This window comes from Aeromicrobium massiliense JC14, from assembly GCF_000312105.1.
In the GTDB taxonomy this organism is placed as follows: domain Bacteria; phylum Actinomycetota; class Actinomycetes; order Propionibacteriales; family Nocardioidaceae; genus Aeromicrobium; species Aeromicrobium massiliense.
The window spans coordinates 845,805-859,044 of the sequence record NZ_HE978637.1; the positions used below are offsets into that span (position 1 = coordinate 845,805).

The following is a 13,240-nucleotide window of genomic DNA, read 5'->3' on the forward strand; positions in this document are numbered from 1 at the left end:
TCTCGTCTCACGGACGGCGCCAGCGACGACCGTCGCGGGCGAGCATCTTGTCGGCGGACTCCGGGCCCCACGTGCCGGCCGGATAGGTGTCGATCCGCTTCTGCCGGGCCCAGTGCTCGATGATCGGGTCCAGGATGCGCCAGGACAGCTCGACCTCCTCGTGCTGGGGGAACAGCGGCGGGTCGCCGAGCAGGACGTCCAGGATCAGCCGCTCGTAGGCCTCCGGGCTCGACTGCACGAACGTGCCGCCGTAGGCGAAGTCCATGTTGACGTCGCGGATCTCCATCGTGGTGCCGGGCACCTTGGCGCCGAAGCGCAGCGTGACGCCCTCGTCGGGCTGGATGCGCATGACGAGCGCGTTCTGGCCCAGCTCCTCGACCTCGAGCTTGCTGAACGGCAGGTGCGGGGCCTGCTTGAACACGACGGCCACCTCGGTGACGCGCCGGCCCAGGCGCTTGCCCGCCCGCAGGTAGAACGGGACGCCGGCCCAGCGGCGGGTGCCGATGTCGACCCGGATGGCCGCGTAGGTCTCGGTGAGCGAGTCCGGCGGGATGCCCTCCTCGCCCAGGTAGCCGTCGACCTCGACGCCCCCGGCCCAGCCCTCGACGTACTGCGCGCGGGCCGTGTGCAGGTCCAGGCGCTGCGGGGGACGGGCGTTGGCCAGGATCTTCTGCTTCTCGATGCGCAGGCTGCCCGCGTCGAAGGAGACCGGCTCCTCCATCGCGATGAGCGCCATGAGCTGCAGCAGGTGGTTCTGGATGACGTCGCGGGCAGCACCGATGCCGTCGTAGTAGCCGGCGCGGGTGCCGATGCCGATGTCCTCGGCCATCGTGATCTGGACGTGGTCGACGTAGTGGTTGTTCCAGATCGGCTCGAACATCCCGTTGGCGAAGCGGAAGGCCAGGATGTTCTGGACCGTCTCCTTGCCCAGGTAGTGGTCGATGCGGAAGACGCTCTCGCGCGGGAAGACCTCGGCGACGGCGGCGTTGAGCTTCTGCGCCGACTGCAGGTCGTGCCCGAACGGCTTCTCGACCACGACGCGGCGCCAGGAGCCCTCGTCGTCGGGGTCGGCCAGGCCGTGCTGCTTGAGCTTGCTGACCACGACGTCGAAGAACGCCGGCGGGATCGACAGGTAGAAGGCGTGGTTGCCGCCCGTGCCCTGCTGCTGGTCCAGCTCCTTCATCGTCGACGCGAGGTTCAGCCAGGCCGCGTCGTCGTCGAAGGTGCCCGGGACGAACCGCAGGCCGCCGGCCAGCTGGTCCCAGACCGAGTCGCGCCACTGGGTGCGCGCCCCCGCCTTGGCCGCCGCCTTCGTGCGCTCGGCGAACTCCTCGATGTCGAAGTCGTGCCGGGCGAAGCCGATGAGCGAGAAGCTCGGCGGCAGCAGGCCGCGGTTGGCCAGGTCGTAGATCGCCGGTATCAGCTTGCGCTGGGCCAGGTCGCCGGTGACGCCGAAGATGACCAGCCCGCACGGCCCGGCGATGCGGGGCAGGCGGCGGTCGTTCGGGTCGCGCAGCGGGTTGGAGTACTGGGTGCTCATCCGAGCGCCTCCCGCAGGCGGGCCAGGCCCGCGTCGACGTCGTGCAGGTGCAGGCTCAGCACCGGGCGTCCCTTGTCGCGCAGCACCTTGGCGTCGCCCGCAGCCTGGGAGCCGATGAACGAGCCGAAGCTGAAGTCGCGTCCGGGGACGTCCAGGTCGCGCAGCGGCTCGCCGGTGACCTGCAGGTAGACGCCGGTGGCCGGTCCGCCCTTGTGGTACTGGCCGGTCGAGTGCAGGAACCGGGGTCCCCAGCCGAAGGTGACCGGACGACCGAGCCGCGCGGCCAGCGTCTCGCGCACCTGCGCGAAGTCCGCGTGCGCCTGACGGTCCAGGTAGACCTGCACGGCCAGGTAGCCGTGCTCGCGGTCGATCGAGCCCAGCAGGGTGGCCAGCGCCTCGGCGAGCGTGCTCGCGTCGGTGCCGTACAGGTCGATGCCGGCGTCTGTGGCGTCGGGCGCGGCCTGCTCGCCGCCGCCGCCCAGCAGGTCGCGGGCGGCCTGCTTGGCGCTCTCGACGTCGGGCTGGTCGAACGGGTTGATGCCGAGGAGGCGTCCGGCGTGGGCCGTGGCGTGCTCCCACAGCAGCATGAGCGCGCCGAGGTCGCCCTCGACGCCCGCGCCGAAGCCGGACGTGGACTCCGGCGCCGTGTCGGCCCCGATCGTCACCAGGACGGCGTCGGCGGTGCTGGGGGAGAAGCCCGGGGCGTCCTCGCCCGGCACGACGACGGGCAGCACGCCCTTGCCGTCCTTGCCGGTGGACTCGGCCACGAGCTGCTCGATCCAGTCGCCCAGGCCGTGGCCGGTGCGGTCGGCCAGGACCAGCTTGTCGGCGCCGGCCCGGTTGGCCAGGCCGAGTAGCCCGCCCAGGACAAGCGCCGGGTTGGCGGTGCCGTCGGCGGCGAGCTCGGTGGCGACCGTGGCCGCCTGCTCGAGCAGGTCGCCGATCGGCGCGCCGGCCAGGCCGCTCGGCACGAGGCCGAAGGCGGTCAGCGCGGAGTAGCGGCCGCCGACGTGCGGGTCGGCGCTGAACAGCCGGTAGCCCGCTTCGCGGGCGGCCTGCTCCAGCGGCGAGCCGGGATCGGTGACGACCACGATGCGCTCGGCCGGGTCGATGCCGGCATCACGGAACGCCTGCTCGTAGGCGCGGCGCTGGCTGTCGGTCTCGACGGTGCCGCCGGACTTGCTGGAGACGACGACGACCGTGCGGTCGAGGTCGGTCTCCAGCGCGTCGCGGACCATGTCGGGCTGCGAGGAGTCGAGGACGACGAGCGGGACGCCCGCGGCCCGGCAGATGACCTCCGGGGCCAGCGAGGAGCCGCCCATGCCGCAGAGCACGACGCGGTCGACGCCGCGCTCGGCCAGGTCGGCCCGCAGCTGCTCGATCTCGGCGACGAGCGGACGGGAGGACTCGTGGAGGCCGACCCACGACAGGCGGATCGAGGCCTCCTCGACGGCCGCCGGGCCCCACAGCGTGGGGTCCTGCGCGGTCAGCCGGGACGCGACGGCGTCGTCGACCTGGTGGGCGACGACCTCGTCGAGCGCGGCGTGGTCAGGGACGTTGACGTGGACCGCGACCATCGATCAGGCCTTGTCGAGCTCGCCCTGGACGGTCTCCAGGAGCTCGGCCCAGGAGGCGTCGAACTTCTGCAGGCCCTCGGCCTCGAGCTGCTGGACGACCTCGTCGTACGAGATGCCCTGCTCCTCGAGCTGCGCGAACAGCTTCCGGGCGTCGTCGTAGGTGCCTCGCACCGTGTCGCCGGTGACCTCGCCGTGGTCGGCGAAGGCCTGCAGCGTCTTCTCCGGCATCGTGTTGACGGTGCCGTCGACGACGAGCTCGGACACGTACAGCGTGTCGGGCAGGGCCGGGTCCTTGACGCCGGTCGAGGCCCACAGCGGACGCTGGACGTTCGCGCCCTGCGCCTTCAGCGCCGCGAAGCGCTCGCTGCCGAAGACCTCCTCGTACGCCTCGTAGGCCAGGCGGGCGTTGGCCAGCGCGGCCTTGCCGCGCAGCGGGCTGTCGTCGCCCAGGCGCTTGTCGACCTCGGAGTCGACGCGGCTGACGAAGAACGACGCCACCGAGTGGATCTGCGACAGGTCGCGGCCCTCGGCGACGGCCTGCTCGAGGCCGTACAGGTAGGCGTCCATCACTCCGCGGTAGCGCTCGAGCGAGAAGATCAGCGTGACGTTGACGCTGATGCCGGCCGCGATCGTCGCGGCGATCGCCGGCAGGCCCTCCTCGGTGGCGGGGATCTTGATCAGCAGGTTGGGCCGGTCGACCTTCTCCCACAGCTTCTTGGCCATCGCGACCGTCGCGTCGGCGTCGCGGGCGAGACCCGGCTCGACCTCGATCGAGACGCGGCCGTCGACGCCGCCGGTGGCGTCGTAGACCGGCCGCATGATGTCGCAGGCCTGCTGGACGTCCAGCGTGGTGATCTCGAAGACCGCGGTGTCGACGTCGGCGCCGGCGGCCTTGAGCTCACGGACCTGCGGGTTGTACTTCTCGCCCTTGGAGAGCGCGGAGGCGAAGATCGTCGGGTTCGTCGTGACGCCGACGACCGACCACTCCTTCACGAGCTCGGTGAGGTTGCCGGTCTCGATGCGCTCGCGCGACAGGTCGTCGAGCCAGATCGACACTCCCGCGTCGGACAGGGCCTGGAGGCGTGCATTCATGCTGTTCTCCTTCGGGTGCGGGACGATCAGGCGCCGGTGGCCGCGTTCTGCTGCGGTCCCTCGGGAGCGTCCGGGTTGTCACCCGGGCCCACGGGGCCGGCAGGACGCGCGTGGAACGGGGCGAGGGGCTCGCCCGCCGCAGCGGCGATCGAGTCCTTGGCCGCGGCCACGACGGCGTCGGTCGTGATGTGGAAGTTCTCGTACAGCGTCTTGTAGTCGGCCGAGGCGCCGAAGTGCTCGAGGCTGACGATGCGGCCGGCGTCGCCGACCACGTCGCGCCAGCCCAGGGCCACGCCGGCCTCGACGCTGACCCGGGCGCGCAGCGACGGCGGGAACACGCTGTCGCGGTACGCCTCGTCCTGCTGCTCGAACCACTCGCGCGAGGGCATCGAGACGACGCGGGCGGCGATGCCCTCCGCGGCGAGAGCCGTGCGGGCCTCGACCGCCAGCTGCACCTCCGAGCCGGTCGCGACCAGGATCACGTCGGGCGTGCCCTCGGTGTCGACCAGGACGTAGGCGCCCTTGGCGGTCAGGTCGGCCGATCCCCACTGGGTGCCGTCGGCGTCGGTGCCGCGCGGGAAGGTCGGCAGGTTCTGCCGGCTCAGGGCGAGCGCCGCGGGACGGTCGTTGAGTCCGAGCAGCGTGCGCCAGGCGGCCACGGTCTCGTTGGCGTCCGCCGGGCGGATGACGTCGAGGCCGGGGATGGCGCGCAGCGCGGCGAGGTGCTCGACCGGCTGGTGGGTCGGGCCGTCCTCACCCAGGCCGATCGAGTCGTGCGTCCAGACGTACGTGACGGGCAGCTCCTGCAGCGCCGCGAGGCGCACCGCGCCGCGCATGTAGTCGCTGAAGACCAGGAACGTGCCGCCGTACGGGCGGGTGGGCCCGTGCAGCGCGATGCCGTTCATGATCGAGCCCATCGCGTGCTCGCGGATGCCGAAGTGCAGCACCCGGCCGTACCAGTCGCCGCTGAACTTCGCGGTCGAGCGCTGCGGCGGCAGGAACGACGGCTCACCCTTCGGCGTGGTGTTGTTCGAGCCCGCGAGGTCGGCCGAGCCGCCCCACAGCTCGGGCAGCACCGGCGCGATGGCGGTGAGCACGTCGCCGGACGCCACACGGGTCGCGACGCCCTTGGCGTCGGCCTCGTAGGTCGGCAGCGCGTCCTCCCAGCCGTCGGGGAGCTTGCGGTCGGCGAGGCGGTCGTAGAGCGCGGCGGCCTCGGCGTTGCCGGTGCGCCACGCGTCGAGGTGCTTGGTCCACTCGGCCTGAAGCTGCTGGCCGCGCTCGCGGGCCTGCTGCGTGTGGGCGATGACCTCGTCGCTGACCGCGAAGGTCTCGTCGGGGTCGAAGCCGAGCAGCTCCTTGGTGGCGCGGATCTCGTCGTCGCCGAGGGCCGAGCCGTGCGAGGCGCCGGTGTTCTGCGCGTTCGGGGCCGGCCAGGCGATGATCGTGCGCAGGACGATGAACGACGGCTTGTCGGTGACCTGCTTGGCGGCCTGGACCGCGTCCCACAAAGCCTGGACGTCCTCGTGGTAGCCGGTGCCGCCCTGGGTCCAGTCGACCGTCTGCACGTGCCAGCCGTACGCGGCGTAACGGGCGCCGACGTCCTCACTGAACGCGACGTCGGTGTCGTCCTCGATCGAGATGCGGTTGTCGTCGTAGATCACCGTCAGGTTGCCGAGCTGCTGGTGGCCGGCGAGCGACGACGCCTCGGCCGAGACGCCCTCCTGCAGGTCGCCGTCGGAGGCGATGACGTAGACGTCGTGGTCGAACGGGCTGGTGCCGGCCGCGGCGGTCGGGTCGTACAGACCGCGCTCGCGACGGGCCGCCATGGCCATGCCGACGGCGTTCGCGATGCCCTGGCCCAGCGGGCCGGTGGTGACCTCGACGCCGGGGGTGTGGCGGTACTCGGGGTGACCCGGCGTCTGGCTGCCCCACGTGCGCAGCGACTTGAGGTCGTCGAGCGTCATCGGGTAGCCGGCCAGGTACAGCTGGATGTACTGGGTGAGGCTGCTGTGGCCGCACGAGAGCACGAAGCGGTCGCGGCCGGCCCACTGCGGATCGGCGGGGCTGTGCCGCATGACCTTCTGGTAGAGCAGGTAGGCCGCCGGGGCGAGGCTCATCGCCGTGCCCGGGTGTCCGTTGCCTGCCTTCTGGACCGCGTCCGCGGCCAGCAGCCTGATGGTGTCGACCGCCTTGGCGTCGACCTCGTTCCACTCCAGAGCCGTCGTGGTCACCGTGTGGATTCCTCCTGTGAAAGGGGTGTGAAGGGGGTCCCGCGTGCCTACGTCGTCCACACTATCGCCCGGCGCGTAGACTGCTCACCGTGACCGACGTTCGAACCGACGATGCTCCTGACGTCGACGTGACGACGTCGCACGCTCCCGCTGCCGGCCCCCTGGAGGTCGTCCAGGCCTACGTGGCGCTGACCAAGCCGCGCATCATCGAGCTGCTGCTGCTGACCACCATCCCGGTCATGTTCGTCGCCGCCGAGGGCGTCCCGTCGCTCGGCCTGGTGATCGCCACGTTCGTCGGCGGCACGCTGTCGGCCGGCAGCGCCAACGCGCTGAACTGCGTCTACGACGCCGACATGGACGCCAAGATGCGCCGCACGCGGCGTCGTCCGCTGGCCCGCCACCAGGTCTCGCCGCGCGCGGCCCTGGTGTTCGGCCTGGTGCTCGGCGTGGTCTCGACCGTCATGCTCGGCCTGCTCGTCAACTGGCTCTCGGCGGCGCTCGCGCTCACCGCGAACCTGTTCTACGTGCTCGTCTACACGATGGTGCTCAAGCGCCGCACGTGGCAGAACGTCATCTGGGGCGGTGCGGCCGGATGCTTCCCGGCGCTCATCGGCTGGTCGGCCGTCACCGGCGACCTGGCCTGGACGCCGGTCGTCATGTTCATGGTCGTGTTCTTCTGGACGCCGCCGCACACCTGGGCGCTGGGCATGCGCTACCGCGAGGACTACGCCGCCGGCGGCGTGCCGATGCTGCCGGTCATCGCGTCGTCCGACACGGTCTCCAAGCAGATCGTCATGTACACCTGGCTGACCGTCGCGACCTCGCTGCTGCTGTGGCCGGTCGCCGGCACCGGCTGGTTCTACCCGGCCGCGGCGATCTCGCTCGGCATCGTGTTCCTGGTCGAGGCGTACGACCTGCGCTCGCGGGCCCGCGACACCGAGGAGCTGTCGGTCATCAAGCCGATGCGCCTGTTCCACTTCTCGAACGCCTACCTCGCGCTGCTGTTCGTGGCCGCCGCGGCCGACCCCTTCCTGCGGTGATCCCCGCCGACTGGACGCCGCACCGGCGTCCCGGCGACCGTAAGCTCATCGGCTGGTTGGCGCCCGACGGCGACGACGTCGTCCCCATGTCGCTGCTCGGCGTGCCGCTGGGCGAGCCGACGGACTGGATCTCGGCCGAGCAGGTCCTCGAGGACGCCGGGCTGCGCTGGCTGGCCGAGCCGCTGTGGCTGCGCGAGGACGACGGCACCCGGCGCTGCGTCGTCGTGCTGGAGATCGATGCCGAGCGGGTCGTGCTGGGCGACGCCGACAGCGCCCTGGTCGTCGGTCGTCCGGCCGAGCTCTCGGCCCGCACGGTCGTCGGGCTGCCCACCGACCGGCTGACGCCCGCCCGATAGGTTCGCGTCCGTGCAGAAGCGGATCGTGGGTGCCCTCGGCGTCGTCGTGCTGGCCTGGGCCTCGTGGTGGGGCTGGATGGGCTGGGACACCGAGTACCAGCTGGACCCGGCGACCGGGAACGAGAGCGGCCCGTACGAGACCTGGCAGGTCGTGGGGTCGGCGCTGTGCGTCGTGCTGCTCGTGGCCGTCGCCACCCTCGTCCGGGGTCGGCGCACCGCGATCGTGGCCACCACGCTGGGCTACACGCTCGGCTGGTGCGTGACGTCGCTGCCCGAGGACGAGTCCGGCCTCGCGCTCGTCGGCGCGTTCATGGTGCTCGTCGGCGTCGGCGCGGGGTCCGCCGTCGTGGCCTGGCTGGCCGACCGCCTGCTGCATCGGCGTCCCGCCCGCGCCTGAGCCGGCCCGTCGCTACGGTGGCCGCGGCCCGTCCGCGCGTCCCGAGGAGACCCATGTCCGTCGACCCCACCGGTGCCGACCTGAAGCGCTTCCTGGCCGAAGACCCCGGCGGTCCGGTCGTGATGCTGAACCTGCTGCGATTCGCCGACGGCGGACGGGCGTCCTATGGCGCGTACTCGGGGGCGATCGGCCCGTTCCTGCGCTCGGTGGGCGCCCGCGTCGTGTACGCGGGGGACACCTCGACCGCCCTGGTGGCGCCCGACGGCCACGAGTGGGACGCCGTGCTGCTGGTGGAGTACCCCAGCCGGGAAGCGTTCTCGCGGATGGTGGCCGACCCGGACTACCAGCGGATCACCGAGCAGCGCACGGCCGCGCTGTCGCACGCCGTGCTGCAGGCCACGACGCCCTGGGCCTGAGTCAGCCGACGCGGACCGGCGTGCCCACGCGCGAGCGGACGTTCACGAGCTGCCAGGCGGCCAGCGACATGAGGATCGTGGCGCCGACCATGTGCAGCGCCACCAGCACGACCGGCACGTCGTTGACGTACTGCACGTAGCCGATGACGCCCTGGGCGAGCTCGGCGACGAGCAGCCAGGCCGTGGCGAGGAACGCGGTGCGCGGGCCCTTGCGCAGGGCGACGAGCCCGGCCAGCGTGAGCGCGACCAGCACGACGACGGCGTACCCGTGCACGGTGCTCCAGACGTCCGGACGCAGCCCGTTGCGCGGCGCGTCGAGGTCGCCGGCGTGCGGACCGCTGCCGGTGACGATCGTGCCGAGGTAGACCACGACCCACATGGCCGCGAACGTCGCACGCACCAGCCACAGGCGTCCGGCGTCGACCGGCGCGGGCTCGACGCCGCGGACCAGGCGCAGCAGCCACGCCGACAGGCAGATGAGCACCATCGACAGCAGGAAGTGCAGCGACACGACCCACGGGTTCAGGTCGGTGAGCACGGTGATGCCGCCGACGACGCCCTGGGCCGGGATGCCGATGGCGATGGCGACGGTCAGCGCCGAGGCACGCACCGGGGCGTCCGCCCAGCGCCGCACCGCGAACCACGTCGCGATCGCGATGGCGACCAGGACGTAGGTGAGCATCCGGTTGCCGAACTCGATGACGCCGTGGGCGCCGAGCGCCCCGTGCGGGACGAACGACTGGTCCGTGCAGCGCGGCCAGGTCGGGCAGCCCAGGCCGGACGCGGTGAGCCGCACCAGGCCGCCGGTGACGACGATGACGCAGTTCGCGACGAGCGAGGCCCAGGCCCAGCCGACGACGAACCCACGGGTCGGATGACGGAAACGGTCGAGCACGGTCACTCCCAGCGGAAGGTGCGGGCGGTGGCGGCGGCCGCGACGGCGGACCAGATCACGAGGACGAGGACGGGCAGCAGACCGGGCGCGCCGGACGCGAACGCGTCGCGCAGGCCCTGGCCGAGGGCGCCGGAGGGCAGCAGCTCCAGCACCGCACGGGCGCCGTCGGGGTAGCGCTCGAGCGGCACCAGGATGCCGCCGCCGACGAGCAGCAGGACGTACACGAGGTTGGCGACCGCGAGCGTGGCCTCGGCCCGCAGCGAGCCGGCGATCAGCAGGCCCAGCGCGCCGAACGCGGTGGTGCCGAGCACGAGGAGCACGCCGGCCCACAGCCAGCCGGTCACGCCGCCGTCGGGCTGCCAGCCGAGCGCGAACGCGACCGCGGCGAGCACGGCGACCTGCACGACCTCGACCACGACGACGGCCAGCGTCTTGCCGGCCAGCAGGCCCCAGCGGGGGAGCGGCGAGGCACCGAGCCGCTTGAGCACGCCGTAGCGGCGCTCGAAGCCGGTGGCGATGGCCAGCGAGGTGAACGACGCGGACAGCACGGCGAGGGCCAGCACGCCGGGTGCGAGGACGTCGATGGGGCGTCCCTCGCCGAGGTCAACGATGCTGCCGGCCTTCGTGCCCGCCACGAGCAGCAGGAGCGGGACGACGAGCGTGATGCCGAGCTGCTCGCCGTTGCGGGCCAGGAGGCGCAGCTCCATCGACGCGTGGGCGCGGAGCATCGCCCCGGTCGGCGCGGCACCGGGACGCGGGCTGAGGTCGAGGTTGGTCATCGCAGGCTCCGGCCGGTGAGGTCGAGGAACCGGTCCTCGAGGGTCTGGCGCTCGACCAGGACCGACTGGACGAGGACGCCCTGGCGGGCGCACCAAGCGGTGACGGCGGCGACGAGCGCCGGGTCGACGTCGCCCGCGACGACGTACGAGCCCGGCTCGGTCTCCTCGACCTTCGCCTCGTGCCCGAGCGCGTCCATGAGGTCGGCGACGTCGAGGCCGGGGGCGGCGGTGAAGCGCACGGTGTTGCGCGCCCCCTCGGCGGTGAGGGCCGCGGGGGAGCCGGACGCGATGACCCGGCCGGCGTCGACGACGTGCACCACGTCGGACAGCGCCTCGGCCTCGTCCATGTAGTGGGTGGTGAGCACGACGGTCACGCCCGCGTCGCGCAGCTCGGCGACGAGGTCCCACGTGGCCCGCCGGGCCTGCGGGTCGAGGCCGGCGGTCGGCTCGTCGAGGAACACGAGCTCGGGACGGCCGACGACGGCCATGGCCAGGCCGAGCCGCTGCTGCTGCCCGCCGGACAGCCGCCGGAAGGGAGTGCGGGCCGAGCGCTCCAGGCCGAGCCGCTCGATGAGGGCATCGGGGTCGAGCGGGTGCGCGTGCAGCGACGCGATGTGGCGCAGCATCTCCGGGGGACGGACGCCGGACCAGGCGCCGCCGCTCTGCAGCATGACGCCGACGCGCGGTCGCAGCTCGCGGGCGTCGGACACGGGATCGAGGCCGAGCACACGGACGCTGCCCTCCTGCGGAGAGCGGTAGCCCTCGCAGGTCTCGATCGTGGTGGTCTTGCCGGCGCCGTTCGGGCCGAGGATGGCGGTGACGGTGCCCCGCTCCACGGTCAGGTCGAGCCCGTCCGCGGCGACGGTCGAGCCGTACCGCATGACGAGTCCACGGACGTCCACGACCGGTGCTTGCACCCGGCCAGTCTAGGCGGCTCGCCCCGTCGTCCCGGTGCCGGGCTCTTGCCGGTGGGCCGGGCCACGTGTGACCGTGGCGACCGTGCTGAGGCTCGGAGCGGTGGTGCTGAACGTGAGCGACGGCGGGCGCGCCGCCGCCTTCTGGACGCAGGCGCTCGGGCACGCGCCGATCGCCGAGAACCCGGCGTTCCTGGTGCCCACCCGGCCGCAGGAGGCCCGGCTGCACCTGGACGAGAGCGACCGGACGCACCTGGACCTGTGGGTCGACTCCGCCGCCGAGCAGCGGGCCGAGGTGGAGCGGCTGGTCGGCCTCGGCGCCCGGAGGGTCGAGTGGGAGTACCCGGACGACGCCGACTTCGTCGTCCTGGCCGACCCCGACGGCAACCTGTTCTGCGTCGTCGACGCGAGCCGCTAGCTCACGCCAGGAAGCCGCGCACGGTCTCGAGCGTGTCGGCCTCGGCCGCCGTCTTGTCGTCGCGGTAGCGGACGACGCGGGCGAACCGCAGGGCCAGGCCGCCGGGGTAGCGGGTGGACCGCTGGACGCCGTCGAAGGCGATCTCGACGACCTGCTCGGGCCGCACGGTGACGGTGTAGCCGTCGTCGTCCGTGGCCAGCTCGCGGAACCGCTCGGTCTGCCACGCGAGGGTCTCGTCGGTCATGCCCTTGAACGTCTTGCCGAGCATGACGAACCCGTCGCCGTCGCGGGCGCCGAGGTGGATGTTCGACAGCAGTCCGCTGCGGCGGCCGCTGCCGCGCTCGACCCCGAGCACGACCAGGTCGAGCGTGTGGACCGGCTTGACCTTCACCCAGCCCGACCCGCGGCGCCCGGCCTCGTACGGCGCGTCCGGGTCCTTGACCACGACGCCCTCGTGCCCGGCGGCGACCAGGGTGCGGAAGAACGTCTCGGCCTGGCCCGGGTCGCTGGTCACGACCCGCGGCACCTGGGCCGTGGCCGGCAGCGTGGCGCGCAGCCGGTCGAGCCGCTCGCTCAGCGGCCGGTCGAGCAGGTCCTCGCCGTCCAGGTGCAGGACGTCGAAGAAGTACGTCGTCAGCGGCGTGCGGGTGCGCAGCGTCTCGACGTCCGTGCGGCTGGCGGTGCGGGCGCCGGTCTCCTGGAACGGACGCGGGCTGCCGTCGTCGCGCAGGGCGATCGCCTCGCCGTCGAGCACCGCGGTGGTGACGTCGAGCGCCGCGACGGTCTCGACCACCTCCGGCACCCGGCTGGTCACGTCGTCCAGGCTGCGCGTGTAGACGCGGACGTCGTCGCCGACCCGGTGCACCTGGACGCGGATGCCGTCGAGCTTGGCGTCCACCACCACGTCGCGGCCCTCCGGGACCGCCTTGGCCACCGCCGCGGGGACGTCCGTGGCGCTGGCCGCGAGCATCGGCAGGACCGGGCGGCCCGGCTCGAGCGCGAACGCCTCGAGCGACTCGGTGCCGCCGGTCATGGCGGCATGGGCCACGGACGTCAGTCCGCCGCCGAGCATCGCCGCCCGTCGCACCAGGGGGGCCGGTACTTCCGCCGCCTCGGCGACGGCGTCGAGCACCAGGCTCTCGAGGGCACCCTGGCGCAGCTCGCCGGTCAGCAGGCCGACCAGCCACGTCTGCTCCTCCGGCGTCGCCCGGCCGAACAGGTCGTCGACCAGGGCCCGGCGGCGCTCTCGCGACCCACCACCGGCGACGGCGGCGAGCTCGTCCAGCCGGGTGACGACGTCGTCGACGGTGAGGGTGGGCTCGAGGGCCGGGTCGGGGAGCGAGGTGAGGCCGCGCCACCCGACGCCGGTGCGTCGCTGGGTCGCGCTGCCGGCCAGGTAGGACGCGACGGTTGCGACGTCGTCGGCGGACGCCTCGGCCAGCACGGCGGCCAGCAGCGTGCGTTTGGCGACCCGCGAGCGCGTGGCGGCCACGGCGGTGGAGGTCTGGACCAGTCGGGCGAGCAGCACGCACCCATCGTGGCCTGCCGCGGGTCCGCGGCAACCCGGGCGCGCGACGTCCCC

Annotated in this window: 13 protein-coding genes; 5 read left to right on the top strand and 8 right to left on the bottom strand. The window is 73.0% G+C overall.

Annotated features, from left to right (window positions below; all coding sequences use genetic code 11):
• Window positions 1-7 precede the first annotated feature (7 nt).
• Genes zwf through tkt form a run of 4 tightly spaced genes read right to left on the bottom strand, consistent with a single transcriptional unit; the run spans window position 8 to window position 6,443 of the window.
• Window positions 8-1,540: a glucose-6-phosphate dehydrogenase gene (zwf, locus tag HGAM_RS11320; protein WP_019145608.1), complete on the bottom strand. Its 1,533-nt coding sequence runs from the start codon at window positions 1,538-1,540 to the stop codon at window positions 8-10.
• Window positions 1,537-3,117, bottom strand: coding sequence for a hypothetical protein (locus tag HGAM_RS11325; RefSeq protein WP_019145609.1), 1,581 nt, complete (start codon window positions 3,115-3,117; stop codon window positions 1,537-1,539). Before HGAM_RS11325 ends, zwf begins: the two co-directional genes overlap by 4 nt.
• Window positions 3,118-3,120: 3 nt before the next feature.
• A complete protein-coding gene (tal, locus tag HGAM_RS11330) occupies window positions 3,121-4,209 on the bottom strand; it encodes a transaldolase (RefSeq protein WP_019145610.1) in 1,089 nt (362 codons plus the stop codon).
• Between the two features lie 26 nt (window positions 4,210-4,235).
• The gene (tkt, locus tag HGAM_RS18995; RefSeq protein ID WP_019145611.1) at window positions 4,236-6,443 is read right to left on the bottom strand and encodes a transketolase; all 2,208 of its coding nucleotides are present in this window, start codon (window positions 6,441-6,443) and stop codon (window positions 4,236-4,238) included.
• A gap of 128 nt (window positions 6,444-6,571) precedes the next feature.
• On the opposite strand from tkt, the gene HGAM_RS19000 reads away from it, so the two are divergent.
• From HGAM_RS19000 to HGAM_RS11355, 4 genes are read left to right on the top strand one after another with little or no spacing between them, the layout of a single operon-like run.
• Window positions 6,572-7,483 (top strand): heme o synthase, encoded by a 912-nt coding sequence (locus HGAM_RS19000; protein ID WP_019145612.1) that lies wholly within the window; start codon window positions 6,572-6,574, stop codon window positions 7,481-7,483.
• Entirely contained in the window at window positions 7,480-7,839 is a 360-nt protein-coding gene (locus tag HGAM_RS19005) for a hypothetical protein (protein ID WP_019145613.1), read from the top strand. The genes HGAM_RS19000 and HGAM_RS19005 overlap by 4 nt, the downstream gene beginning before the upstream one ends.
• A gap of 10 nt (window positions 7,840-7,849) precedes the next feature.
• On the top strand, window positions 7,850-8,236 hold the full coding sequence (locus tag HGAM_RS11350) for a hypothetical protein (protein WP_019145614.1): 387 nt from the start codon (window positions 7,850-7,852) through the stop codon (window positions 8,234-8,236).
• 53 nt (window positions 8,237-8,289) lie between these two features.
• Window positions 8,290-8,652, top strand: a complete 363-nt coding sequence (locus tag HGAM_RS11355) for a DUF1330 domain-containing protein (RefSeq protein ID WP_019145615.1) — start codon at window positions 8,290-8,292, stop codon at window positions 8,650-8,652.
• Between the two features lies 1 nt (window position 8,653).
• On the opposite strand, the gene HGAM_RS19010 is transcribed toward HGAM_RS11355, so the two are convergent.
• The 3 genes from HGAM_RS19010 to HGAM_RS11370 are packed head-to-tail and all read right to left on the bottom strand — an operon-like array spanning window position 8,654 to window position 11,243.
• Window positions 8,654-9,547: a COX15/CtaA family protein gene (locus tag HGAM_RS19010; RefSeq protein ID WP_245532116.1), complete on the bottom strand. Its 894-nt coding sequence runs from the start codon at window positions 9,545-9,547 to the stop codon at window positions 8,654-8,656.
• Window positions 9,548-9,549: 2 nt separating this feature from the next.
• Window positions 9,550-10,326 carry an ABC transporter permease gene (locus HGAM_RS11365; protein WP_019145617.1) on the bottom strand — a complete coding sequence of 259 codons (777 nt, stop codon included), beginning with the start codon at window positions 10,324-10,326 and terminating at the stop codon, window positions 9,550-9,552.
• Window positions 10,323-11,243, bottom strand: coding sequence for an ABC transporter ATP-binding protein (locus HGAM_RS11370; protein WP_038951765.1), 921 nt, complete (start codon window positions 11,241-11,243; stop codon window positions 10,323-10,325). The genes HGAM_RS11365 and HGAM_RS11370 overlap by 4 nt, the downstream gene beginning before the upstream one ends.
• Before the next feature lie 82 nt (window positions 11,244-11,325).
• On the opposite strand from HGAM_RS11370, the gene HGAM_RS11375 reads away from it, so the two are divergent.
• Window positions 11,326-11,658 carry a VOC family protein gene (locus tag HGAM_RS11375; RefSeq protein ID WP_038951766.1) on the top strand — a complete coding sequence of 111 codons (333 nt, stop codon included), beginning with the start codon at window positions 11,326-11,328 and terminating at the stop codon, window positions 11,656-11,658.
• 1 nt (window position 11,659) lies between these two features.
• Here the strand turns inward: HGAM_RS11375 and HGAM_RS11380 are convergent, their stop codons facing one another.
• The gene (locus HGAM_RS11380) at window positions 11,660-13,186 is read right to left on the bottom strand and encodes an ATP-dependent DNA ligase (protein ID WP_019145620.1); all 1,527 of its coding nucleotides are present in this window, start codon (window positions 13,184-13,186) and stop codon (window positions 11,660-11,662) included.
• Window positions 13,187-13,240 lie beyond the last annotated feature (54 nt).